At 52.9% G+C, this 24,134-nt stretch carries 18 protein-coding genes and 1 pseudogene; 11 read left to right on the top strand and 8 right to left on the bottom strand.

Features of this window, described 5'->3' with window-relative positions; all coding sequences use genetic code 11:
• Positions 1–85: 85 nt before the first annotated feature.
• The 6 genes and pseudogenes from greB to G4551_RS01495 all read left to right on the top strand — a co-directional run.
• Positions 86–559 (top strand): transcription elongation factor GreB, encoded by a 474-nt coding sequence (greB, locus tag G4551_RS01520; RefSeq protein WP_003023524.1) that lies wholly within the window; start codon positions 86–88, stop codon positions 557–559.
• A 98-nt stretch (positions 560–657) separates the two neighbouring features.
• A complete protein-coding gene (locus G4551_RS01515; protein ID WP_003023521.1) occupies positions 658–2,991 on the top strand; it encodes a Tex family protein in 2,334 nt (777 codons plus the stop codon).
• Between the two features lie 375 nt (positions 2,992–3,366).
• The gene (gene feoA / locus G4551_RS01510; RefSeq protein WP_003023519.1) at positions 3,367–3,594 is read left to right on the top strand and encodes a ferrous iron transporter A; all 228 of its coding nucleotides are present in this window, start codon (positions 3,367–3,369) and stop codon (positions 3,592–3,594) included.
• A gap of 18 nt (positions 3,595–3,612) precedes the next feature.
• A complete protein-coding gene (gene feoB, locus G4551_RS01505; RefSeq protein WP_003023518.1) occupies positions 3,613–5,931 on the top strand; it encodes a Fe(2+) transporter permease subunit FeoB in 2,319 nt (772 codons plus the stop codon).
• Positions 5,932–5,942: 11 nt separating this feature from the next.
• Positions 5,943–6,179 carry a [Fe-S]-dependent transcriptional repressor FeoC gene (gene feoC, locus G4551_RS01500; RefSeq protein ID WP_003023516.1) on the top strand — a complete coding sequence of 79 codons (237 nt, stop codon included), beginning with the start codon at positions 5,943–5,945 and terminating at the stop codon, positions 6,177–6,179.
• Positions 6,180–6,340: 161 nt separating this feature from the next.
• A pseudogene (locus G4551_RS01495) lies at positions 6,341–7,072 on the top strand (Rpn family recombination-promoting nuclease/putative transposase); the annotation flags it as partial.
• 45 nt (positions 7,073–7,117) lie between these two features.
• On the opposite strand, the gene bioH reads toward G4551_RS01495, so the two are convergent.
• Positions 7,118–7,888 carry a pimeloyl-ACP methyl ester esterase BioH gene (gene bioH, locus G4551_RS01490; RefSeq protein WP_003837884.1) on the bottom strand — a complete coding sequence of 257 codons (771 nt, stop codon included), beginning with the start codon at positions 7,886–7,888 and terminating at the stop codon, positions 7,118–7,120.
• Positions 7,889–7,925: 37 nt separating this feature from the next.
• Between bioH and gntX the strand changes: the two genes are divergently transcribed.
• From gntX to gntT, 3 genes are all read left to right on the top strand, one after another.
• Entirely contained in the window at positions 7,926–8,609 is a 684-nt protein-coding gene (gene gntX, locus G4551_RS01485) for a DNA utilization protein GntX (protein WP_003023511.1), read from the top strand.
• Positions 8,610–8,667: 58 nt separating this feature from the next.
• Positions 8,668–9,243 carry a Fe-S biogenesis protein NfuA gene (gene nfuA / locus G4551_RS01480; RefSeq protein WP_003023509.1) on the top strand — a complete coding sequence of 192 codons (576 nt, stop codon included), beginning with the start codon at positions 8,668–8,670 and terminating at the stop codon, positions 9,241–9,243.
• 368 nt (positions 9,244–9,611) lie between these two features.
• The gene (gntT, locus tag G4551_RS01475) at positions 9,612–10,928 is read left to right on the top strand and encodes a gluconate transporter (RefSeq protein WP_003023507.1); all 1,317 of its coding nucleotides are present in this window, start codon (positions 9,612–9,614) and stop codon (positions 10,926–10,928) included.
• A 137-nt stretch (positions 10,929–11,065) separates the two neighbouring features.
• On the opposite strand, the gene malQ is transcribed toward gntT, so the two are convergent.
• Together malQ and malP are read right to left on the bottom strand one after the other, a co-directional pair.
• Positions 11,066–13,153 (bottom strand): 4-alpha-glucanotransferase, encoded by a 2,088-nt coding sequence (gene malQ / locus G4551_RS01470; RefSeq protein WP_003837880.1) that lies wholly within the window; start codon positions 13,151–13,153, stop codon positions 11,066–11,068.
• Positions 13,154–13,162: 9 nt separating this feature from the next.
• Positions 13,163–15,556: a maltodextrin phosphorylase gene (malP, locus tag G4551_RS01465; protein ID WP_003837878.1), complete on the bottom strand. Its 2,394-nt coding sequence runs from the start codon at positions 15,554–15,556 to the stop codon at positions 13,163–13,165.
• Positions 15,557–16,174: 618 nt separating this feature from the next.
• Here malP and malT point away from each other — a divergent pair.
• Positions 16,175–18,880: an HTH-type transcriptional regulator MalT gene (gene malT / locus G4551_RS01460; RefSeq protein WP_003837876.1), complete on the top strand. Its 2,706-nt coding sequence runs from the start codon at positions 16,175–16,177 to the stop codon at positions 18,878–18,880.
• Between the two features lie 41 nt (positions 18,881–18,921).
• On the opposite strand, the gene G4551_RS01455 is transcribed toward malT, so the two are convergent.
• The 3 genes from G4551_RS01455 to glpE form a co-directional block, all read right to left on the bottom strand.
• Entirely contained in the window at positions 18,922–19,680 is a 759-nt protein-coding gene (locus tag G4551_RS01455) for a DeoR/GlpR family transcriptional regulator (protein ID WP_003023499.1), read from the bottom strand.
• A gap of 95 nt (positions 19,681–19,775) precedes the next feature.
• Complete coding sequence (gene glpG / locus G4551_RS01450; RefSeq protein WP_003023496.1) at positions 19,776–20,606, bottom strand: rhomboid family intramembrane serine protease GlpG; 831 nt, start codon at positions 20,604–20,606, stop codon at positions 19,776–19,778.
• Between the two features lie 75 nt (positions 20,607–20,681).
• Positions 20,682–21,008, bottom strand: a complete 327-nt coding sequence (gene glpE, locus G4551_RS01445; protein ID WP_003827629.1) for a thiosulfate sulfurtransferase GlpE — start codon at positions 21,006–21,008, stop codon at positions 20,682–20,684.
• Positions 21,009–21,206: 198 nt separating this feature from the next.
• On the opposite strand from glpE, the gene glpD reads away from it, so the two are divergent.
• The gene (glpD, locus tag G4551_RS01440; RefSeq protein WP_003837873.1) at positions 21,207–22,715 is read left to right on the top strand and encodes a glycerol-3-phosphate dehydrogenase; all 1,509 of its coding nucleotides are present in this window, start codon (positions 21,207–21,209) and stop codon (positions 22,713–22,715) included.
• Positions 22,716–22,800: 85 nt separating this feature from the next.
• Here the strand turns inward: glpD and G4551_RS01435 are convergent, their stop codons facing one another.
• Together G4551_RS01435 and G4551_RS01430 are read right to left on the bottom strand one after the other, a co-directional pair.
• Positions 22,801–23,349 (bottom strand): hypothetical protein, encoded by a 549-nt coding sequence (locus G4551_RS01435; protein WP_003837872.1) that lies wholly within the window; start codon positions 23,347–23,349, stop codon positions 22,801–22,803.
• A complete protein-coding gene (locus G4551_RS01430) occupies positions 23,327–24,109 on the bottom strand; it encodes a hypothetical protein (RefSeq protein WP_003837870.1) in 783 nt (260 codons plus the stop codon). Before G4551_RS01430 ends, G4551_RS01435 begins: the two co-directional genes overlap by 23 nt.
• Positions 24,110–24,134 lie beyond the last annotated feature (25 nt).

Genomic DNA, 24,134 nt, shown 5'->3' with positions numbered 1-24,134 from the left:
CTCGCAATACATTATTTATTCTGTTGATATGCTCACGTAATACTAATTGTGCGCATCATCACAGAGTCGAAGGTAAAACAATAAGATGAAAACGCCCCTGATAACCCGTGAAGGGTATGAAAAACTCAAACAAGAGCTGAATTATCTCTGGCGTGAAGAGCGCCCGGAAGTCACCAAAAAAGTTACCTGGGCCGCAAGTCTGGGTGACCGCAGCGAAAATGCCGACTACCAGTATAATAAAAAGCGCCTGCGTGAGATCGACCGCCGCGTCCGATATTTGACCAAGTGCATGGAGAATCTGAAAATCGTCGATTACTCCCCGCAGCAGGAGGGCAAAGTCTTCTTTGGCGCATGGGTTGAGATTGAAAATGACGATGGCGACATCCGCAAATTCCGTATTGTTGGCTACGATGAGATCTTCGGTCGTAAAGATTACATCTCTATCGACTCACCAATGGCGCGAGCGCTGCTGAAAAAAGAAGTCGGCGATCTCGCAGTAGTAAACACTCCTGGTGGCGAAGCCAGCTGGTACGTGAACGAGATTGAATACGTTAAGTGAGACCGGAACAATCCGAAGCCCCGGCAGATGGCTGGCATTTTTGTCAGTCAATCCGTATAACTATCCCCTGATTTTTTATCCTATAGACGAAGCTATCCATGATGAATGATTCTTTCTGCCGCATTATCGCAGGTGAAATTCAGGCTCGTGCTGAACAGGTAGAAGCTGCCGTTCGCCTGCTTGACGAAGGGAACACCGTGCCGTTTATCGCACGATATCGTAAGGAAATCACCGGCGGTCTGGACGATACGCAACTGCGTAATCTGGAAACCCGTCTGGGATATCTGCGTGAACTGGAAGACCGCCGTCAGGCAATCCTGAAATCTATCGGCGAGCAAGGCAAACTGACCGACGACCTGGCGAAAGCGATCAACGGCACGTTAAGTAAGACCGAACTCGAAGATCTCTATCTGCCGTACAAACCTAAGCGCCGTACCCGTGGGCAGATCGCCATTGAAGCAGGCCTTGAGCCGCTGGCAGACCTGCTGTGGAACGAGCCGTCTCACGACCCGGAAACAGAAGCCGCTAAATATCTCAACGCCGACAACGGCGTGGCGGATACCAAAGCGGCCCTCGACGGCGCACGTTACATCCTGATGGAACGCTTCGCTGAAGATGCCGCGCTGCTGGCGAAAGTGCGTGACTATCTGTGGAAGAACGCGCATTTGGTTTCCACCGTGGTAAGCGGTAAAGAAGAGGAAGGCGCGAAATTCCGCGACTACTTCGATCACCACGAACCGATCTCTACCGTGCCATCCCACCGTGCGCTGGCCATGTTCCGTGGCCGTAACGAGGGCGTGCTTCAGCTTTCGCTGAATGCCGATCCGCAGTTCGATGAGCCACCGAAAGAGAGCCACGGCGAGCAAATCATTCAGGATCACCTTGGCCTGCGACTGAACAACGCACCGGCAGACAGCTGGCGTAAAGGCGTTGTAAGCTGGACATGGCGAATTAAGGTGCTGATGCACCTCGAAACCGAACTGATGGGCACCGTGCGCGAACGCGCGGAAGATGAAGCAATCAACGTCTTTGCCCGTAACCTGCATGACCTGCTGATGGCGGCTCCGGCCGGCCTGCGCGCCACCATGGGCCTCGATCCCGGCCTGCGTACCGGCGTGAAGGTGGCGGTTGTTGACGGTACCGGTAAGCTGGTCGCGACCGACACCATTTATCCACACACCGGTCAGGCCGCCAAAGCCGCCGTTGCCGTTGCGGCGCTGTGTGAAAAATACAACGTTGAGCTGGTGGCGATTGGTAACGGTACAGCGTCGCGCGAAACCGAGCGCTTCTTCCTCGACGTGCAGAAACAGTTCCCGAAAGTCACCGCGCAGAAAGTGATCGTCAGCGAAGCCGGGGCATCGGTTTACTCGGCTTCCGAGCTGGCGGCGCAAGAGTTCCCGGATCTCGACGTTTCATTGCGTGGCGCAGTGTCTATCGCCCGTCGTCTGCAGGATCCGCTGGCTGAGCTGGTGAAAATCGATCCGAAATCGATCGGTGTGGGCCAGTATCAACACGACGTTAGCCAGACACAACTGGCGCGTAAGCTGGACGCGGTGGTGGAAGACTGTGTGAACGCCGTCGGCGTCGATCTAAATACCGCTTCCGTTCCGCTGTTGACCCGCGTGGCCGGCCTGACACGCATGATGGCGCAAAACATCGTCGCCTGGCGCGATGAGAACGGTCAGTTCCAGAACCGTCAGCAACTGCTGAAAGTCAGCCGTCTGGGGCCAAAAGCCTTTGAACAGTGCGCAGGCTTCCTGCGCATCAACCATGGCGATAACCCACTGGATGCCTCCACCGTTCACCCGGAAGCCTATCCGATTGTGGAACGCATTCTGGCCGCTACCGAGCAATCGCTGCGTGACCTGATGGGCAACAGCAACGAACTGCGCAATCTGAAAGCCGCCGATTTTACTGACGAACGCTTCGGGGTGCCGACCGTCACCGACATCATCAAAGAGCTGGAAAAGCCGGGTCGCGATCCGCGTCCTGAATTTAAAACCGCGCAGTTTGCCGATGGTGTCGAAACCATGAACGATCTGCTGCCGGGAATGATCCTGGAAGGGGCGGTCACCAACGTCACCAATTTCGGCGCGTTTGTTGATATCGGCGTTCATCAGGATGGCCTGGTGCATATCTCTTCGCTGTCGAATAAGTTCGTCGACGATCCACACACCGTGGTGAAAGCGGGCGACATTGTGAAGGTGAAAGTGCTGGAAGTGGACCTGCAACGTAAGCGTATCGCGCTGACCATGCGTCTGGACGAGCAGCCGGGTGAAACCAATGCGCGTCGCGGCGGCGGGAATAACGATCGCACTCAGGGCAATCGCCCAGCGCCAAAAGCGGCGAAACCGCGTGGTCGTGACGCCCAGCCTGCGGGCAACAGCGCGATGATGGATGCGCTGGCGGCGGCAATGGGTAAAAAGCGCTAAGTTTAAACCGTGTGCCGGATGACGGAATCAATACCTTATCCGGCATATTTAATATATCCCCCGCTTTTCACCACAATATATTTATCACTTTATTAACAGATGAAACCTTAATTAAACATTAAGATTCTCAATAATTACCTCCGCGAACCATTCTTTCCCTACCAGAATAAATATTGAGGAATATCAAAATTGGCTCAAATTATTATCCAATTGTACATTCCGTCACATTTATTCTATTGATGATAGAAACCATTCTCATTATCATTGTTTTGTTGATTATTTACTCTTTCCTTACGTTGGCTAATCATCTGGTCTCATGCCGCCCTGTCGCCCCATGAGGTAATCATCCAGTTAGCGAGATATAAGTAGGTCCCTATGCAATTCACTCCTGACAGTGCGTGGAAAATTACCGGCTTTGCCCGTGAAATCAGCCCGGCTTATCGTCAGAAACTGTTGTCACTTGGCATGCTGCCCGGCTCCTCCTTCAACGTGGTACGCGTCGCCCCGCTCGGCGATCCTATCCATATCGAAACGCGTCGCGTAAGTCTGGTATTGCGTAAAAAGGATTTGGCGTTATTAGAAGTGGAAGCGGTTTCCTGTTAATACAGTGAGTCTATAAAAATGAAAAAACTAACCATTGGTTTAATTGGTAATCCTAATTCCGGCAAGACAACCTTATTCAACCAACTCACCGGCGCGCGCCAGCGTGTAGGCAACTGGGCTGGCGTTACCGTGGAGCGTAAAGAAGGTCATTTCGCCACAACGGACCATCAGGTCACGCTGGTGGATTTACCCGGCACCTATTCTCTGACGACAATCTCATCCCAGACCTCTCTCGATGAGCAGATTGCCTGCCACTATATTTTAAGCGGCGACGCGGATCTGTTGATCAACGTGGTCGATGCTTCAAACCTTGAACGCAACCTCTATCTGACGTTGCAACTGCTTGAGTTGGGCATCCCCTGCATCGTCGCGTTGAATATGCTGGATATCGCTGAAAAACAGCAAATCCGTATTGATATCGACGCCCTCTCAGCACGTCTTGGCTGCCCGGTGGTTCCGCTGGTTTCCACCCGCGCCCGCGGCATTGAAGCGCTGAAGCTGGCGATCGATCGCTACAAAGAAAACGACACTGTCGAGCTGGTCCATTATGCCCAGCCGTTGCTGCAGGAAGCGGATTCCCTCGCCGACGCGATGGCCAAAGATATGCCGCTCAAACAGCGCCGCTGGCTGGGCCTGCAGATGCTGGAAGGCGATATCTACAGCCGCGCATATGCGGGTGATGCCGCGCAAAATCTCGATGCCTCCATCGCACGCCTGAGCGAGACTATGGACGATCCGGCGCTGCACATCGCCGATGCGCGCTATCAGTGCATTGCCGCTATCTGCGATACCGTCAGCAATACTCTGACGGCAGAACCGAGCCGTTTCACCACCGCGGTAGATAAAATCGTTCTCAACCGCTTCCTCGGGCTGCCGATTTTCCTGTTCGTGATGTACCTGATGTTCCTGCTCGCCATTAACATCGGCGGCGCGCTGCAACCATTGTTTGACGTTGGCTCCGTAGCACTCTTTATCCATGGTATTCAGTGGATTGGCTACACGCTGCACTTCCCGGACTGGCTCACTATCTTCCTGGCCCAGGGCCTTGGCGGCGGGATTAACACCGTGCTGCCGCTGGTACCGCAAATCGGCATGATGTACCTGTTCCTCTCCTTCCTTGAAGACTCCGGCTACATGGCGCGCGCCGCGTTTGTGATGGACCGTCTGATGCAGGCGCTGGGACTGCCGGGCAAATCGTTCGTCCCGCTGATCGTCGGCTTTGGCTGTAACGTACCGTCCGTGATGGGCGCACGTACGCTGGACGCCCCGCGTGAGCGTCTGATGACCATCATGATGGCGCCGTTTATGTCCTGCGGCGCACGTCTGGCGATTTTCGCCGTCTTTGCCGCGGCGTTCTTTGGTCAGAACGGCGCACTGGCGGTCTTCTCGCTGTACGTACTGGGTATCGTGATGGCTGTGTTGACGGGCCTGATGCTCAAACACACCATCATGCGTGGTGAAGCAACGCCGTTCGTGATGGAGCTGCCGGTATACCACGTGCCGCACATCAAGAGTCTGATTATTCAGACCTGGCAACGCCTGAAAGGCTTCGTTCTGCGTGCAGGTAAAGTCATCATCATCGTCAGCATTTTCCTCAGCGCGTTTAACAGTTTCTCGCTGAGCGGGAAAATCGTCGATAACATCAACGACTCAGCTCTGGCCTCCGTTAGCCGTGTTATTACTCCAGTGTTTAAACCGATTGGCGTTCACGAAGATAACTGGCAGGCAACCGTAGGTTTGTTCACCGGCGCGATGGCGAAAGAAGTGGTGGTGGGTACGCTGAACACGCTCTATACCGCGGAAAACATTCAGGAAGAAGAGTTCAACCCGGCAGATTTCCACCTTGGTGACGAGCTGCTCGGCGCAGTGGATGAAACCTGGCAAAGCCTGAAAGACACCTTCAGCCTGAGCGTACTGGCTAACCCTATCGAAGCCAGCAAGGGCGACGGCGAAATGGCGACGGGCGCAATGGGCGTGATGGGCGAGAAATTTGGCAGCGCCGCCGCCGCGTACAGCTACCTGATCTTTGTTCTGCTGTATGTGCCGTGCATTTCAGTGATGGGCGCTATCGCACGTGAATCCAGCCGTGGCTGGATGAGTTTCTCGATTCTGTGGGGCCTGAATATCGCCTACTCTCTGTCGACGCTGTTTTATCAGACGGTCAGCTACAAAGAGCACCCGACCTACAGCCTGGTGTGCATTTTAGCGGTCATCCTGTTTAACATCGTGTTACTGGGCCTGCTGCGTCGAGCTCGCAGCCGCGTGGACCTCGCACTGCTGGCAACCAACAGAACGGCGAGTTCCTGCTGTTCCAGCACGACTGGCGATTGCCACTAAGGTTATCGACAATGGCATCACTTATTCAGGTTCGTGATTTATTGGCTTTGCGGGGGCGCATGGAGGCGACACAAATAAGCCACACGCTGCATACCCCGCAGCCCATGATTGACGCCATGCTGAATCAGTTAGAAAAGATGGGCAAAGCGGTGCGGATTCAGGAAGATGCCGACGGGTGTCTTTCCGGAAGCTGCAAAAGTTGCCCGGAAGGTAAAGCCTGCCTGCGCGAGTGGTGGGCTTTGCGCTAATCAGATGCTCTTTGCCGGATGGCGCTACGCTTATCCGGCCTACAAATGATGCAAACGTCCAGGCCGGATAATTCGTTTATGCAGATATCCGGCTTTTTTGCGTAATGGATTCCACATAGATTTCATTATTTCAGCAAAAAAGATCTATCCTCCAGCCAGCTACCCGCGAAGGTGATGGTTACATTTACACCATTATTGAACATCAAAGCAGCGCCGATGCTCACATGGCATTTCGGCTAATACGCTATGCCATTGCGGTAATGCAGCGTCATCTGGATGCGGGACATAAGAAGCTGCCTCTGGTAATCCCCCTACTTTTTTATCATGGTGCAGCAAGCCCATACCCCTATTCACTTTGTTGGCTGGACGAGTTTGATGACCCGGAGTCCGCCAGACAGCTTTATAGCACCGCATTTCCACTGATCGATATCACCGTTGTGCCCGATGACGAGATTATGCAGCATCGCCGGATGGCGCTGTTGGAACTCATCCAAAAACATATCCGTAAACGCGATTTGATGGGGCTGGTAGAAAAACTGGCCATCCTGCTTGTTAAAGGACACGCTAATGACAGCCAGTTGAAAGCCTTGTTTAATTACCTGATGCAAGCCGGAGACACCGTGCATTTTGGCGAGTTTATTCATGAAATCGCCGAACGTTTACCCCAACATAAGGACAAGTTGATGACTATCGCCGAAAGATTACGACAGGAAGGGCATCTTAATGGCCTTCAGGAAGGCCATCGGAAAGGATTACAAGAGGGGTTACAAACGGGCAAACGAGAGGAAGCTTTGCGCATCGCGACGACCATGCTAGCGGATGGTATCGACAGATTAACAATACTCAGAATTACCGGGCTTAGCGCTGAAGACCTGCCAGCACAACCCCATTAATTTCATGCCCGGCAAGCGCGACGCTACCGGGCAAATCAACAGGGGCTATAGCTGGTGTTTTAACGCCACCAGCGCTGAGCAGAACTCCGCCGGATGCGAGATAAACGGCGCATGCGCCGCCTTAGCAAACACCAACGACTCACTCTGCGGCCACAGGGCATCCAACATCGGGACGACTTTGCGCGGCACCAGGCCATCAAGATAGCCGTACAACCGCAGGAAAGGCATTTCCACCGCGCACAGCGGTTCACGCAGATCAACTGTTTTCAGGATCTCCAGCCCGCCATTAAGCACCTCGACTTCCGGCATGGGTAAAGCAAGCACCGTTTTCTTCAACGCTCGCGCATCCTGACGCGCGGTTTCCGTACCTATCGTTTGCAATGCCAGAAAACGCTCCACTGTACGCTGGAAATCTTCGCTCAGCTGCTGCTGGAAGCCTGCCAGCACCTCTGGCTTGATACCCGGCCACTCATCCCGCGCGCTAAAGCAAGGGGAAGACGCGACGGTCACCAGCGCCTGAACACGCTCAGGATGCGTTAAGGCTACCTGACTCGCGACCAGCCCGCCCAGACTCCAGCCGAGCCAGATAGCTTTCTCCGGTGCCTGTTTCAATACCCGCTCAGCCATCTCTTCCAGCGACATTGCACCGAAACCCTGGCTACGACCAAATCCCGGTAAGTCGACAAGATGCAGCGTAAAATGCGAACCCAGTTCCTCGCTTATGCAATGCCACACTTGCGCATTCAGTCCCCATCCGTGCAGCAGCACAAGATGGCAATTTCCCGAACCCTGGGTCTGCCACCAGATGTCATTCATCAGTTATTGTTCTCTTTTAGCCTGAAAGGATGCATCTATGCTAACAGTACCGGGATTGTGCTGGCTATGCCGAATGCCCCTGACGTTAGGGCATTGGGGGATCTGCTCAGTCTGTACGCGGGCAACGCGCCAACACGCCAGCCTATGCCCCCAATGTGGACTCCCTGCCGCTCATACCGTCATTCCCTGTGGGCGCTGCCTGCAAAAACCGCCGCCGTGGCAGCGGCTGGTCACCGTCAGCGACTATGTTCCGCCGTTGAGCGGGCTTATCCACCAGCTCAAGTTTTCGCGACGCAGCGAAACAGCCTCCGCTCTTTCGCGTTTGCTGTTGCTGGAGGTACTACAGGCCCGGCGCGTCAGCGCCCTTCCTCTGCCGGACAGGCTGGTCAGCGTCCCGCTCTGGCAACGTCGACACTGGCGCAGAGGGTTTAATCAGAGCGATTTACTGTGCCGTCCGCTTGCACGCTGGCTGGGTTGCGACTGGGACAGCCAGACCGTCTCGCGGGTTCGGGCAACCGCCACGCAGCACCATCTCAGCGCCCGATTACGTAAACGTAACCTGAAAAATGCCTTTCGCCTTGAATTGCCGGTGCAGGGACTCCATATGGTTATTGTGGATGATGTCGTCACTACCGGAAGTACCGTCGCGGAAATCGCGCAGCTGCTTTTACGCAACGGCGCGGCGACTGTCCAGGTATGGTGCCTGTGTCGAACCTTGTAGAGCCTCGATGATGGGCGTATTATAACCAAGTAAAATAGTCAACTATTAGGCCATTACTATGATCCATATTTCCGATGCTGCACAAGCGCACTTTGCCAAACTGCTGGCAAATCAGGAAGAAGGGACACAAATCCGCGTATTTGTGATTAATCCCGGCACGCCTAACGCTGAATGCGGCGTTTCTTATTGTCCGCCGGACGCCGTGGAAGCAACCGACACCGCCATTAAATTTGACCTGCTGACCGCATATGTTGATGAACTGAGCGCACCGTATCTGGAAGATGCAGAAATCGATTTCGTTACCGACCAGTTAGGCTCCCAGCTGACCCTGAAAGCACCAAACGCCAAAATGCGTAAAGTTGCCGATGATGCGCCGCTGATGGAACGCGTGGAGTACATGCTGCAATCGCAGATCAACCCACAGTTGGCTGGTCACGGTGGTCGCGTATCTCTGATGGAAATCACCGATGAAGGCTACGCCATTCTGCAGTTTGGCGGCGGCTGTAACGGCTGTTCAATGGTCGATGTGACGCTGAAAGAAGGTATCGAGAAGCAGCTGCTGGCTGAATTCCCTGAACTGAAAGGCGTTCGCGATTTAACCGAACACCAGCGCGGCGAGCACTCTTACTACTAACGACCAGACTTGTAGGCCCGGTAAGACGCATCCGCGTCGCCACCGGGCATCGATGCCGGATGGCAGCGTAAACGCTTTATCCGGCCTACGCCCTTACATTTCTCTGCACGTACCCTGTAATAATCCCCTGCATAATTTGACCAGCCTCTCATAATTTAAATTTTGCCTGCCCAGGTGATTTTCAAGCGCCACATGTTACCCGTATCATTCGTATCAGCACCTAACACACACATAATAGCCAGCTAAACTGATTAGTTTTGCAGGCAACCAGCATTGGTGCTGAGAATACTCTGTTCCCGGTCGGGACAATCGGAATTTGTCATCTAAACACTGACGTTACCCATAACAAAGTTAAGGCCAGGTAAATCATGCCATTAGTCATCGTTGCTATCGGTGTAATCTTGTTACTCCTCCTGATGATCCGTTTCAAAATGAACGGTTTCATCGCTCTCGTCCTGGTGGCGCTTGCTGTCGGATTGATGCAAGGGATGCCACTGGATAAAGTCATCGGTTCAATTAAAGCCGGCGTCGGCGGAACCCTTGGCAGCCTCGCCCTGATTATGGGTTTTGGCGCCATGCTGGGCAAAATGCTGGCGGACTGCGGCGGCGCACAGCGCATCGCAACCACCCTGATTGCTAAATTCGGCAAAAAACATATTCAATGGGCGGTGGTATTAACCGGCTTCACCGTTGGTTTTGCCCTGTTCTACGAAGTTGGTTTCGTACTGATGCTGCCGCTGGTGTTCACCATTGCCGCTGCTGCCAATATCCCGCTGCTGTACGTTGGCGTGCCAATGGCTGCGGCACTGTCCGTAACGCACGGCTTCCTGCCACCGCACCCGGGTCCAACCGCTATTGCCACCATTTTCCACGCAGATATGGGTAAAACCCTGCTGTTTGGTACGATTCTGGCAATCCCGACCGTTATTCTCGCCGGTCCGGTATACGCACGTTTCCTGAAAGGCATTGATAAGCCAATCCCGGAAGGTCTGTACAGCGCAAAAACCTTCACTGAAGAAGAGATGCCAGGCTTTGGCGTCAGCGTCTGGACCTCTCTGGTCCCGGTTATTCTGATGGCAATGCGCGCCGTGGCGGAGATGATTCTGCCGAAAGGTCATGCTTTCCTGACGGTTGCAGAATTCCTCGGTGACCCGGTCATGGCAACGCTGATTGCAGTGCTGATTGCGATGTTCACGTTTGGTCTGAACCGCGGACGTTCGATGGATCAGATTAACGACACGCTGGTGTCTTCAATCAAAATCATTGCGATGATGCTGTTGATCATCGGCGGCGGCGGTGCCTTCAAACAGGTCCTGGTTGATAGCGGCGTGGACAAATACATCGCTTCAATGATGCATGGCTCTAACGTGTCTCCGCTGCTGATGGCATGGTCTATCGCTGCAGTACTGCGTATCGCATTGGGTTCCGCAACCGTTGCAGCGATCACCGCTGGTGGGATAGTGGCGCCGCTGATTGCAACAACCGGCGTAAGCCCTGAGCTGATGGTTATTGCGGTTGGTTCCGGTTCTGTCATCTTCTCCCACGTGAACGATCCAGGCTTCTGGCTGTTCAAGGAGTACTTCAACCTAACCATCGGTGAAACCATCAAGTCATGGTCAATGCTGGAAACCATTATCTCCGTCTGCGGTCTGGTAGGGTGTCTGCTGCTGGGTATGGTGGTTTAATCGAGACAGTTTATAGGCCGGATAAGGTAAAGCCGCCATCCGGCAATGTGCGTCAGAATTGCCTGATGGCGCTGCGCTTATCGGGCCTACGTGCTACGAACTATCACCATAAAAAAGCCGGGGAAATCCCCGGCTTTTTACTTCTTCTTCGCGGCCGCTTTTCGCCGCTTATCCAAATCCTTAATCAGCTTATTCACTCTCTCATCGGCAAACATCTGCTCCAGCGTGGCGGTGAGCTTACGCCGCCAGTTTTTGTACTGGTCGCTGGTCCCCGGAATGTTGACCGGTTCAGCCATATCCAGCCAGTCTTCCGGTTGTAGGCCCAGCAGCGCACTGTTGCTGTCAGCGATGTAGCGTTGCATGCCGCGATTAAGAATCGGCGTCATCGACATCAGGGATGCCTTGTGACCGGCACGTTTTGGCAGGCAGCCGTATTTGTGCAGCGCGTCCAGCAGCCCCTGTTTCGCAAGTTCTCGGTCCTGATACAACCCGCGCAGCACGACTTCATCCGGATACAGGCCCAGAGCTTTACCCAGCGTCAAATCGCCGCTATCCCAATAACCTTTAAGCGTAGGAAGGTCATGCGTCGCCGCGACTGCCATTGATTGTTCCGGGTACGCTTTCGGCGTACGGAAGTTTTTCTCATGGTCATTCTCGAAATAAAGCACTTTGTAGGAGTACACGCCGCTGTCGCGCAGCTTGCTGACGATCTCCACCGGCACAGTACCCAGATCCTCACCAATTACCATGCAGTGATGACGTTTACTCTCCAGCGCCAGAATTGAAAGCAGGTCATCGACCGGATAGTGCACGTAAGCGCCGTGATCGGCAGTTTCACCGTAGGGGATCCACCACAGACGCAGCATCGACATAACATGGTCGATACGCAGCGCACCGCAGTTCTGCATATTGGCGCGCAGCAGTTCGATAAACGGTTCGTAGGCGCGTGCCGTGATGATGTGCGGATCCATCGGCGGCAGCCCCCAGTTTTGTCCGAGCGGACCGAGAATATCCGGCGGCGCACCAACCGAGGCTTTCAGGCAATACAGCTCGCGGTCGCACCAGGTTTCCGCCCCACCTTCGGCCACGCCAACCGCCAGATCGCGATACAGTCCAATCGGCATCGCAAAACTCTGGCTGGTTTTCCAGCAGTCAGCAAACTGGGTATACGCCAGCCACTGTAACCACAGGTAGAAATCCACATCGTCACGATGTTCTTCGCAGAAGCGTTTTACCTCTGGCGAGTCCACTGACTGGAAAGCTTCCGGCCACACCGGCCATCCCCAGCGTAATGCGTCCTCTTTGACCTGATGCGCATGCAGCGCATCAAAGGCTGACTGCCAGTAGAGGCTGTCCCCTTCCTGAGACACAAACTGGCGAAATGCCGCCATCTGCTCATCATCACGTACGGAGAAGCTTTTCCACGCCATACGTAGCGCCGTCATCTTCAGTGCAGTAACGGCAGAATAATCAACCCACTCGGCATCGCGCGCACGTTGCAGAGCTTGCTGAGTCGCGGGTTTCTGCCACCACGCCTGCGCCTCTTTACTCAGGCGGAAATCGTCTACGGCGTTCACATCAATATAAATCACGTTCAACCAGCGGCGTGAAGACGGGCTGTACGGGCTGGCGCTCTCCGGGTTAGCCGGATACAGCGCGTGAATAGGATTAAGCCCGATAAACGCGCCGCCGCGTTGCGCCACATCGACCAGCATGGCGCGGAGATCGCCAAAGTCGCCAATCCCCCAATTCTTTTCTGATCGCAGGGTGTAGAGCTGAACGCATGCGCCCCACAGCTTCTGCCCGGCTAACAGCGCCTGCGGTTCATAGCAGCGCTTTGGCGCCACGATGATACGACAATGGGTACGCAGCTCGCCCTGGGTCAGGGTCAACGTGTGATACCCCTCCGGCAGCTTCGCCGGAAGAGTGAAAGATTTACCGCCGACGGCATGCCCTTTGTGCTGCACGCCCTCTTCGGTGGTCAGCAGCCAGTTAAACTCTCCGCTTCCCTCAACCGCCAGCGGCATTTTCTTGCCAGCGGTGTAGACCATGACATTCGGCACCGGAGTTACCGCCACCTGAGTGGCAGCGGTGGTGCGATGCATGGCGTCAAGCAAACGCCGTTTGGTTTCGGCACCAATAGACTGCGGTTTACCGTGGGCATTAATGTAATTGGGGCTGATCCCCGCCGCCAGCGCGGCATTATCCAGACGTTTGCTTTCCATCGCGATTCCTTAACGTTTCGCCTGCCAGATACGAGCCTGATAATCGCGGATGGAGCGATCCGAGCTGAACATGCCGCAACGTGCGGTATTCAGAATCGCCGCCCGGGTCCAGGCTTCCTGGTCACGATACAACACGTCAACCTGCTTCTGAGCTTCAACGTAGGCCGCGAAGTCCGCCATCACCAGATACGGGTCGCCGCCCTGCTTGCCGATACTGTGCAGCATCTGGTCAAAGGCATGCTTGTCGCCGTCGCTGTATTTCCCGCTTTCCAGCTCTTTCAGGACAGCATCCAGCACTTTGTCTTTTTTACGCCATTTCACCGGGTCGTAGCCTTTGGCTTTGAGCACCTTCACCTCTTCCACGGTATGACCGAAGATAAAGATATTCTCGTCACCCACCTTCTCGGCGATTTCGACGTTTGCGCCATCCAGCGTACCAACGGTTAACGCACCGTTCAGCGCCAGCTTCATGTTACCGGTGCCGGAAGCCTCTTTCCCTGCGGTTGAAATCTGCTCAGAGATATCCGCCGCCGGGATCAGCATTTCCGCCGCCGAGACACAATAATCCGGCAGGAAGACGACCTTCAGCTTGTCGCCCACTTGCGGGTCGTTATTGATAGTTTGTGCAACCTGGTTAATGGCGAAGATGATATTTTTCGCCAGGTAGTAACCTGGAGCAGCTTTTGCGCCAAACAGGAATACGCGCGGCACGCGATCTGCCTGCGGGTTCTCACGGATTTCTTTGTACAACGCCAGAATATGCAGCAGGTTGAGGTGCTGACGCTTGTACTCATGCAGACGTTTAATCTGAATATCAAAGATAGCGTTAGTCGTTATTTCAATACCGGTACGCGCTTTAATAAACTTCACCAGGCGCTCTTTGTTCGCCAGCTTGATGTCGCGATACTGCTGACGGAACTTCGCGTCGTCGGCGTATTTTTCCAGGTTAATCAACTGGTCGAGGTCGTTGGCCCACTCTTTTTTCAGCGTTTTATCCAGCAGTGCGGCAAGCGCCGGGTTGCACTGCTTAATCCAGCGACGTGGGGTAATCCCATTGGTGACGTTATGGAATTTGTTCGGCCAGAGCTGGTGATATTCAGGGAACAGATCTTTCACCACCAGATCGGAGTGCAGCGCCGCCACACCGTTAACCGCAAAGCCGCTGACCACGCACATGTTAGCCATGCGCACCTGTTTGTTGTGCACCACCGCCAGCTTCGCCCAGACTTCAGCATCACCCGGCCAGGTTTTATCGACCAACGCCTTAAAGCGCTCGTTAATCTCTTTGATGATTTGCATATGGCGCGGCAGTAGCGCTTTCACAAGCTTCTCGTCCCAGCACTCCAGCGCCTCTGGCATAAGGGTGTGGTTGGTGTAAGCAAAGGTTTTGCTGGTAATGGCCCACGCATCGTCCCAGCTCATCTGGTGCTCATCAATCAGCACGCGCAGCAGCTCAGGAATGGCAATGGTCGGGTGAGTATCGTTGAGCTGAATAACTTCAAAATCAGCCAGCTCATGCAGTTTACGCCCTGCCAGATGATGGCGGCGCAGAATGTCAGCTACGGAACAGGCACACTGGAAGTACTGCTGCATCAGGCGCAGCTTTTTACCCGCGGTGTGGTTATCGTTCGGGTACAGCACTTTCGTCAGTTTTTCGGCGTCGATGCCCTGCTGCTCTGCGCGCAGGAAATCACCGTCGTTAAATTTGGTCAGGTTAAACGGATGCGCGTGGCTGGCCTGCCACAGACGCAGCGGTTGCGCTACGCCGTTACGGTAGCCGAGAACTGGCAGATCCCAGGCCTGACCGGTGATGGTAAAACCTGGCTCCCAGTGGCCTTCTTTGCTGACCTTGCCGCCAATCCCAACCTGCACATCCAGCGCCTCGTTGTGACGGAACCACGGGTAGCTGCCACGATGCCAGTCATCCGGGGCTTCCATCTGTTGCCCATCGGCAAAGGACTGACGGAACAGGCCGTACTGGTAGTTGAGGCCATACCCCGTCGCCGACTGGCCGACAGTCGCCATCGAATCGAGGAAGCAGGCTGCCAGGCGTCCCAATCCACCGTTACCCAACGCCGGATCGGTCTCTTCTTCCAGCAGGTCGGTCAGGTTGACGTCATGTGCTTTCAGCTCATCGCTCACCTCCTGATACCAGCCGAGGTTGAGTAAGTTATTGCCGGTCAGACGGCCAATCAAAAACTCCATCGAGATGTAGTTAACGTGACGCTGATTTTTTGCCGGTTTCGCCGCAGGCTGGGCGCTGAGTAACTCAGCCAACGCCCCACTCACTGCCTGCCACCACTGGCGCGACGTCATTTCTTGAGCCGACAGTAAACCGAAGCGCTGCCACTGACGCGTCAGGGCAGCCTGAAATTGATCTTTGTTGAAAGTAGGCTGTGACATAGGGGTTCCAGATCCTTAGGTAATAAAACAACGTTATCGCTAGTTTGCCTGGCTCGTTGTTGACATTCCTCATCCTGGCACGGATTAGGGAGGGAGGAGGAGCGGGGATGAGCATAAAAGTGTGATCACCGCCACTTAAAGGGGGCGTAATCACCCGTAAATTCGCGCAAACCGTGCATAACGCCCATTGGATGACGCATTAATAACAAAGGATTAATCGACAATCTCAAATAGTGGAGTGACGATGAGAAACAAAATGTAAATAGAGAAATAGTTTCTAACCTGAAATATCTATGCCGGGTAAGATAATTCACATAAAAATTTTAAGTCGGCCACAAAATTCGTCGATTTTGATTAGCCGCCCGGGTAACCATATAAAAACAGAGGGATTTTTCGACACATTAAAAATTACAACGGATCCAGTCGCCACGCCTGTTGCGACTCTTTAAAACAATTATTGCAATAGATGTATAGATTTGTGACATAGTGCAAAATCAGACACACAAAAAGTCCGCTTAGCTTGCATAAAACACCAATCTGGCCGACCTTATATCTATTAATTACGAAGCGCAAAAAAAATCATTCTTCCCTATTTTCACACAGTGAAGTGACTAACTTATGTTGATTCCGTCTAAATTAAGTCGTCCGGTTCGACTCGACCATACGGTGGTTCGTGAGCGCCTGTTGGCTAAACTTTCCGGCGTGAACAATTTCAGGCTTGCCCTGATAACAAGTCCTGCTGGTTATGGAAAAACAACGCTGGTTTCACAATGGGCGGCGGGGAAGAACGACTTAGGTTGGTACTCTCTGGATGAAGGCGATAATCAACAAGAGCGCTTTGCCAGCTATCTGATCGCCGCCATCCAACAGGCAACGGGTGGACATTGCACCACCAGCGAAGCGATGGTGCAAAAGCGCCAGTACGCCAGTCTGACGTCACTGTTTGCCCAGCTATTTATCGAACTGGCCGAGTGGCACCGTCCGCTCTACCTGGTGGTGGATGATTATCATCTGATCTCCAATCCGGCTATTCACGAAGCGATGCGTTTCTTCCTGCGTCACCAGCCTGAAAACCTCACGCTGGTCGTACTGTCGCGCAACCTGCCGCAGTTGGGTATTGCCAATCTGCGGGTGCGCGATCAACTGCTGGAAATAGGCAGCCAACAGCTGGCCTTTAACCATCAGGAAGCCAAACAATTTTTCGACCGACGTTTGTCCTCTCCCATTGAAGCGGCAGAAAGCAGCCGGATGTGCGATGACGTTGCTGGCTGGGCCACAGCGTTACAGCTGATCGCCCTCTCCGCCCGCCAGAACAACCATTCTGCGCACCAGTCCGCACGCCGTCTCGCGGGGATCAACGCCAGCCATTTGTCCGATTATCTGGTTGATGAAGTGCTGGACAGCGTCGACCTCGGCACCCGTCACTTCCTGCTGAAAAGCGCCATTCTGCGTTCCATGAACGATGCGCTGATCGTCCGGGTTACCGGGGAAGAAAATGGCCAGATGCGGCTGGAAGAAATTGAGCGCCAGGGGTTATTCCTGCAGCGGATGGATGACGTTGGCGAGTGGTTCAGCTATCACCCGCTGTTTGGCAGCTTTTTACGCCAGCGCTGCCAATGGGAGTTGGCGAACGAACTGCCCGAAATACACCGCGCCGCCGCCGAAAGCTGGATGGCGCAAGGCTTCCCCAGCGAAGCTATCCACCACGCGCTGGCGGCCGGTGACGCCCATATGCTGCGCGATATCCTGCTTAATCATGCGTGGGGACTGTTTAACCACAGCGAGCTGACGTTACTGGAAGAGTCGCTGAAAGCCCTGCCGTGGGAAAGTCTGCTGGAAAATCCGCGTCTGGTTCTGCTACAGGCCTGGCTGATGCAGAGCCAGCACCGCTACGGAGAGGTTAACACCCTGCTGGCGCGCGCAGAGCAGGAAATAAAAGGCGACATGGAGCCAACGCTGCACGCCGAATTCAACGCTTTACGGGCGCAGGTAGCGATTAACGATGGCAACCCTGACGAAGCCGAACGCCTGGCAAAACTGGCGCTGGATGAATTACCCATCGCCTGGTTCTATAGTCGTATCGTCGCCACCTCGGTGCACGGCGAAGTCCTGCACTGTAAGGGCGATCTCACGCGCTCTCTGGCGTTAATGCAGCAAACCGAGCAAATGGCACGTCATCATGACGTCTGGCATTACGCACTGTGGAGCCTTATCCAGCAAAGCGAAATTTTGTTTGCCCAAGGCTTTTTACAGGCCGCCTGGGAGACTCAGGAAAAAGCGTTCCAGCTGATCAAAGAGCAGCACCTGGAACAGCTGCCAATGCACGAGTTCCTGGTGCGCATTCGTGCGCAGCTACTGTGGGCATGGGCGCGTCTGGATGAATCAGAAGCCTCTGCCCGTAGCGGTATTGAACTGCTTTCCACTTTCCAGCCGCAGCAACAGCTACAGTGTCTGGCGCTGCTGGTTCAGTGTTCACTTGCGCGGGGCGATCTTGATAACGCTCGCAGCCTGCTCAACCGTCTGGAAAACCTGCTGGGCAACGGTCACTATCACAGCGACTGGATCTCCAACGCCGATAAGGTGCGGGTGATTTACTGGCAAATGGTGAGCGACAAAAACTCTGCCGCCAACTGGCTGCGCCACACGCCGAAACCAGAATTCGCCAATAACCACTTCCTGCAAAGCCAGTGGCGCAACATCGCTCGCGCGCAAATCCTGTTGGGTGAGTTTGAACCGGCTGAAATTGTGCTGGAAGAGTTGAATGAAAATGCGCGCAATCTGCGCCTAATGAGCGATCTGAACCGTAACCTGCTGCTGCTTAATCAGCTCTACTGGCAGGCAGGGCGCAAAAATGACGCCCAGCGTGTGTTACTCGAGGCCCTACAGCTGGCGAACCGCACCGGGTTTATCAGCCACTTTGTTATCGAAGGCGAGGCCATGGCGCAACAACTGCGTCAGCTGATTCAGCTCAATACCTTACCGGAACTCGATCAGCACCGCGCCCAGCGCATTTTGCGTGAAATTAACCAGCACCATCGCCATAAATTCGCCCACTTTGATGAAGGGTTCGTTGAGCGTCTGCTGACTCACCCGGAAGTACCGGAGCTTATCCGCACCAGCCCGCTGACCCAGCGCGAATGGCAGGTTCTGGGACTAATTTATTCGGGCTACAGCAACGAGCAGATCGCCGCAGAGCTGGCCGTCGCGGCAACGACCATCAAGACGCACATCCGCAATTTGTACCAAAAGCTCGGCGTCGCACACCGCCAGGATGCGGTGCAACATGCGCAGAAGCTGCTGAAAATGATGGGATACGGCGTTTAGTTAATGCCTGATACGCGACGCTTATCAGGCCTGGAATTACCTTAGCACAGCTCTAACTGAATATGATGGTCAGCAATCACCTGCATCACACCAGCAGGCGGCAGCGTATCGGTATAGACCGCATCCACCATGCTGATGCTGCCCATATTCACCATCGCGTTACGCCCAAACTTCGAGTGGTCCACCACCAGCATCACATGACGTGAATTCTCAATGATCGCGCGTTTGGTGCGAACTTCGTGATAATCAAATTCCAGCAGCGAACCATCGCTGTCGATACCGCTGATGCCTAAGATGCCGAAGTCCAGACGGAACTGAGAAATAAAGTCGAGGGTCGCTTCGCCCATAATACCGCCGTCGCGGCTACGCAGTTCGCCACCGGCGAGGATTATGCGGAAATCCTCTTTCGCCATCAGCGTATTCGCCACATTGAGGTTGTTGGTCACAATGCGTAAATTGCTGTGATTGAGCAGCGCGTGAGCCACCGCTTCCGGCGTGGTTCCGATATCAATAAACAGCGTAGAACCGTTCGGGATCTGCGTGGCAACTTTGCGGGCAATGCGCTCTTTTTCCGCCGTCTGCGTTGCTTTACGGTCATGCCACGGGGTGTTAACCGAGCTGGATGGCAACGCCGCGCCGCCGTGATGGCGCAAAATCATGTTCTGATCGGCCAGATCGTTAAGATCGCGGCGAATCGTCTGCGGGCTGACGGAGAAATGCTCCACCAGCTCTTCAGTACTGACGTATCCCTGTTTTTTTACCAGCTCGATGATCGCGTCATGTCGTTGTGTTTGCTTCATTATTGTTCCCTGAAATTTTGCCGGATGCGCTGACGCTTATCCGGCCTACAAATTGGTCCAAACGCACACCGCCTTCCGGCACCACAAAACTTGAATCAAGTTCGTTTTCGTACATTTATAGTATCGGCAAACGCCATTGCCAAACCCACGGCCAACCCGGCGATATGAGCGCCATTCGCCATCGACATGCCGAATAGATCAAACCAGCCGGCAACAATCCAGATCAAGGCAAAGATAATCAAACCACGCTGCAGGAAAATACCGCTCTGCGGATCGCGCTCGCCGCGCAACCACACGTAGCCCATCAGCGCATATACCACGCCAGACAATCCACCAAACCACGGGCCGCTAAATTTCTGCTGAACATAACCGCTCAACAGGGCGCTGATCACGGTAATAACAATCAGTTTTCCACTGCCCAGACGCTTTTCAACCGCACCGCCGAGATACCACCACCACAGCAGGTTGAACAGAATATGCATCAGCGAGAAGTGCATAAAAGCGTGGGTGAAATAACGCCAGAATTCAAATTTCAGCGAAGGGTCAAACGGCCATGCCAGCCAGAGCATCACAGCCTGGTCGCCCAGCACGTTCATCGCGATAAACACCAACACACACGCGGCCATCACCAACCAGGTTACCGGACCTGCGCGTTCGCGCAATGTGGCCAGGAACGGATAACGTTGGTAGCGCAGACCGCTGTCGGTCTGACCCGACTGCCAGCTTGCTGCGAGGTAGCGCGGATCGCCCGGATTCTCCAGAAACCGCACCAGTTCAGCGTGCACGCGCTGAGCCTGGGACTCATCCGCCAGCCAGACATCCGTTTGCTGATGTTGTTGAATCGTCAGGATAACGCCCTGTGTCGCCATATAATCAACGAATGCCTGCGCCACGCGGGGGTTAGCAAAAGAGGTAATCATCAACATGGTTGCTGTCGCTTATTCCACACAAAAGAGGACAGTATATCTATCCTGCCCGTTTCAGGCTGCATCTTTGTTAGCTTACGAACCGTATGCCACTTCTGCCGGAAAATGTCGATGCCAGGCGTCGAAGCCGCCATCAACGCTGTAAACCGCGTCATAGCCTTGTTGAAGAAGATATTGCGCCGCACCTTTACTGCTGTTGCCGTGATAACACATCACCAATACGGCGGTGTCGAAATCATGCTCGCGCATAAACGACCCCAGCGTGTCGTTCGTCAGATGAAACGCCTGCGGGGCATGACCCATCGCATAGCTTTGCGGATCGCGGATATCCACCAACACCGCGCTCCCCTGATGCAGCTTCTGATGCGCTTCTTCGACATTAATACATTCAAACTGATCCATTGCTCTCTCTTCTTTATATGGCAGGTGACGCTTTTCGGACATGTTACTTCTTAGTGTACGTCCCGACGGCAGTTAAACGCCATAATGTTATATGTATCACTGTAAATTGTTTATCCGATGTTACCAATGGCGCGAATCTTTGCTATCATGCTCGATAACGAACATTAATGAGCTATAACGAAAGTGCGAGAGGCCAGCATGGAAACCAAAGATCTGATTGTGATAGGTGGAGGCATCAACGGTGCCGGTATCGCGGCAGATGCCGCTGGACGCGGTTTATCCGTGCTGATGCTGGAAGCGCAGGATTTAGCCTGCGCCACCTCTTCCGCTAGCTCCAAACTCATCCACGGTGGCCTGCGCTACCTGGAACACTACGAATTTCGTCTGGTGAGCGAAGCGCTGGCCGAACGTGAAGTGCTGTTGAAAATGGCACCACACATCGCCTTCCCTATGCGCTTTCGTCTGCCCCACCGCCCGCACCTGCGTCCGGCGTGGATGATCCGGATTGGTTTGTTTATGTACGATCATCTGGGCAAACGCACCAGTTTGCCAAGTTCTACCGGTTTGCGTTTTGGCGCAGATTCTGTAATGAAACCTGAGATTGTGCGCGGTTTCGAATATTCTGACTGCTGGGTAGACGATGCACGACTGGTTTTGGCAAACGCCCAAATGGTCGTACGCAAAGGCGGAGAAGTATTAACCCGCACTCGCGCCACCTCTGCTCGCCGTGAAAACGGTTTGTGGATTGTTGAAGCTGAAGATATCGATACCGGCAAAAAACACACCTGGCAGGCGTGTGGCCTAGTCAACGCCACCGGTCCGTGGGTGAAAGAGTTCTTCGACGACGGTATGCACCTGCCATCGCCGTACGGTATTCGTCTGATTAAAGGCAGCCACATCGTGGTGCCGCGTGTCCATACCCAGAAGCAAGCTTATATTCTGCAAAACGAAGATAAACGCATTGTGTTTGTTATCCCATGGATGGACGAATTCTCGATCATCGGGACGACAGACGTTGAATACAAAGGCGATCCGAAAGCGGTGAAAATTGATGAAAGCGAGATCAATTACCTGCTGAAGGTTTACAACGCGCACTTTAAGAAGCAGCTGGGCCGTGATGATATCGTCTGGACTTACTCGGGCGTGCGTCCGCTGTGCGATGACGAGTCTGACTCACCGCAGGCGATCACCCGTGATTACACGCTGGATATCCACGACGAAAACGGCAAAGCGCCGCTGCTGTCGGTCTTTGGCGGTAAGCTGACGACCTATCGTAAGCTGGCTGAACATGCGATGGAAAAACTGGCGTCGTACTATCAGGGCATCGGCCCGGCGTGGACCAAAGAGTGCATTCTGCCAGGCGGTGACATTGGCGGCGATCGCGAAGACTACGCGGCCAAACTGCGCCGTCGCTACCCGTTCCTGACCGAGTCGCTGGCGCGCCATTATTCTCGCACCTACGGCAGCAACACCGAATGGGTCATCGGCGAAGCCACCTCGCTTGCCGAGTTAGGTGAAGACTTTGGCCATGAGTTTTATGAAGCCGAGCTGAAATATCTGGTCGATCACGAATGGGTTCGTCGTGCAGAAGATGCGTTGTGGCGTCGCACGAAAGAAGGTATGTGGCTGAACGCTGAGCAGCAGTCGCGCATGACCCAGTGGCTGGCTGAATACATTGAGAAGCACCAGCTGTCGCTGGCATCTTAACCTAATGTAAGGAGGATACTTCCCAGTATCCTCCTTACATTAACAGAATCAGATAAACGATTATCGAGAATAAACACTCTTATTTTCAGCTCTTAAATAAACCGTAAAAATGATTCAAAGAAAACTGCTCACCATATCTATACATCGCATTATTTTCCAAATATTCATTTTGAGAAATGACTACTTGACCAACGAAAAGAGGTATTCTATTATTTGCACTAATTTCCTGACCATAATACTCAATATAAACATCCTGCTTACGCTTTTTCACTACTATTATTTGAGCATTTCTCGTTTTCAATTTAATCCTTGGAATAGCAGCATCAAAACTTAGTGTATTTATTTTATTATTATAAGAATAAAATATTACATAATGAACAATATCATCCACTCGTCTAAAATTAATTGGATAGATATCCCCTTTATATAATAAAGACTGTGTTTTATACAATAAATTACCTGGGTGATTCCGGTTGTTCATAATGATGTTTACATTGATTATGGTATTTTTCAGGATTGATTCATCACCATAAACAACAAAAGAAGGTTCTTGATACCCAAGAAATTCATCGCATCCTGTTATCAATAAAATCAACATCAGTAAAAAGCATTTAGTTTTTTTCTCTATGATCATTAAACACTCCTTGATGATCTGTCCCTTTATACTCTCCATTAAGGAAATAGTTCAGAGGATTTATATCAATACCTGTGAGTGACATTATAGCCAAATATCCCTCATTATCATTCCCACCAACCATATATGTGGGTTCTAAATCCCACACTAGATTAGATGCTCGATCCAGAGTTGTTTTTCTTTTATCAGGATAAGAAGACGGAAAAGTGGATGTCGATTGCCCCCATATTGTTACATCTTTAAAATTTTCCAGTGCTGATATTTTTTGAGAGAAACCATTCTTATGGCCTGAATTGCAACCATAAAAAACACATAGGGCATCTTTCCTCACCCAATTAAAGTCAATATCATCCCAACCTCCTGTAATAGCCATTTGGCAACTACAATCAGGGACTGATGGCATATTCGCGGTGTAAATGGATATTGGTCCATCTAGTGCAGCATGAGAAAAAATACCGACCTCTTTCACTCGAGCTTTCTCTTTCCCTCCGTATTTATTAATCCATGCAGATACCACGATTTTTATCTCCTGAATGGATTGTACTGGAGGGCAGTGTACTTTATGCACTTTCTCATCAAACCATGATGCCTTCTTTATATTTTTCATTCTGGTTTGAGCCGACTCAGAAAACATTTTTACTGCTGCATCACTCTCGTTAACCCAAAGAAGTAAAAAAATCTCTACATGACGTGTTATTTTTTGAGTAATCACATTATTATTCTTCGCTGTTACCCCTTTAGTTACCTTTTTATCATCCATAGAACACCCTATCCATTAATAATTT

It is taken from the genome of Citrobacter freundii ATCC 8090 = MTCC 1658 = NBRC 12681, from assembly GCF_011064845.1.
In the GTDB taxonomy this organism is placed as follows: Bacteria; Pseudomonadota; Gammaproteobacteria; order Enterobacterales; family Enterobacteriaceae; genus Citrobacter; species Citrobacter freundii.
The sequence above is the reverse complement of the archived record's forward strand: the minus strand, read 5'-3'. Positions and strand labels throughout refer to the sequence as shown.

Coding starts and splice junctions, on each gene's coding strand:
- greB (WP_003023524.1), top strand. CDS start 86: ATGAAAACGCCCCTGATAACCCGTGAAGGGTATGAAAAACTCAAACAA.
- G4551_RS01515 (WP_003023521.1), top strand. CDS start 658: ATGATGAATGATTCTTTCTGCCGCATTATCGCAGGTGAAATTCAGGCT.
- feoA (WP_003023519.1), top strand. CDS start 3,367: ATGCAATTCACTCCTGACAGTGCGTGGAAAATTACCGGCTTTGCCCGT.
- feoB (WP_003023518.1), top strand. CDS start 3,613: ATGAAAAAACTAACCATTGGTTTAATTGGTAATCCTAATTCCGGCAAG.
- feoC (WP_003023516.1), top strand. CDS start 5,943: ATGGCATCACTTATTCAGGTTCGTGATTTATTGGCTTTGCGGGGGCGC.
- bioH (WP_003837884.1), bottom strand. CDS start 7,888: ATGAATGACATCTGGTGGCAGACCCAGGGTTCGGGAAATTGCCATCTT.
- gntX (WP_003023511.1), top strand. CDS start 7,926: ATGCTAACAGTACCGGGATTGTGCTGGCTATGCCGAATGCCCCTGACG.
- nfuA (WP_003023509.1), top strand. CDS start 8,668: ATGATCCATATTTCCGATGCTGCACAAGCGCACTTTGCCAAACTGCTG.
- gntT (WP_003023507.1), top strand. CDS start 9,612: ATGCCATTAGTCATCGTTGCTATCGGTGTAATCTTGTTACTCCTCCTG.
- malQ (WP_003837880.1), bottom strand. CDS start 13,153: ATGGAAAGCAAACGTCTGGATAATGCCGCGCTGGCGGCGGGGATCAGC.
- malP (WP_003837878.1), bottom strand. CDS start 15,556: ATGTCACAGCCTACTTTCAACAAAGATCAATTTCAGGCTGCCCTGACG.
- malT (WP_003837876.1), top strand. CDS start 16,175: ATGTTGATTCCGTCTAAATTAAGTCGTCCGGTTCGACTCGACCATACG.
- G4551_RS01455 (WP_003023499.1), bottom strand. CDS start 19,680: ATGAAGCAAACACAACGACATGACGCGATCATCGAGCTGGTAAAAAAA.
- glpG (WP_003023496.1), bottom strand. CDS start 20,606: ATGTTGATGATTACCTCTTTTGCTAACCCCCGCGTGGCGCAGGCATTC.
- glpE (WP_003827629.1), bottom strand. CDS start 21,008: ATGGATCAGTTTGAATGTATTAATGTCGAAGAAGCGCATCAGAAGCTG.
- glpD (WP_003837873.1), top strand. CDS start 21,207: ATGGAAACCAAAGATCTGATTGTGATAGGTGGAGGCATCAACGGTGCC.
- G4551_RS01435 (WP_003837872.1), bottom strand. CDS start 23,349: ATGATCATAGAGAAAAAAACTAAATGCTTTTTACTGATGTTGATTTTA.
- G4551_RS01430 (WP_003837870.1), bottom strand. CDS start 24,109: ATGGATGATAAAAAGGTAACTAAAGGGGTAACAGCGAAGAATAATAAT.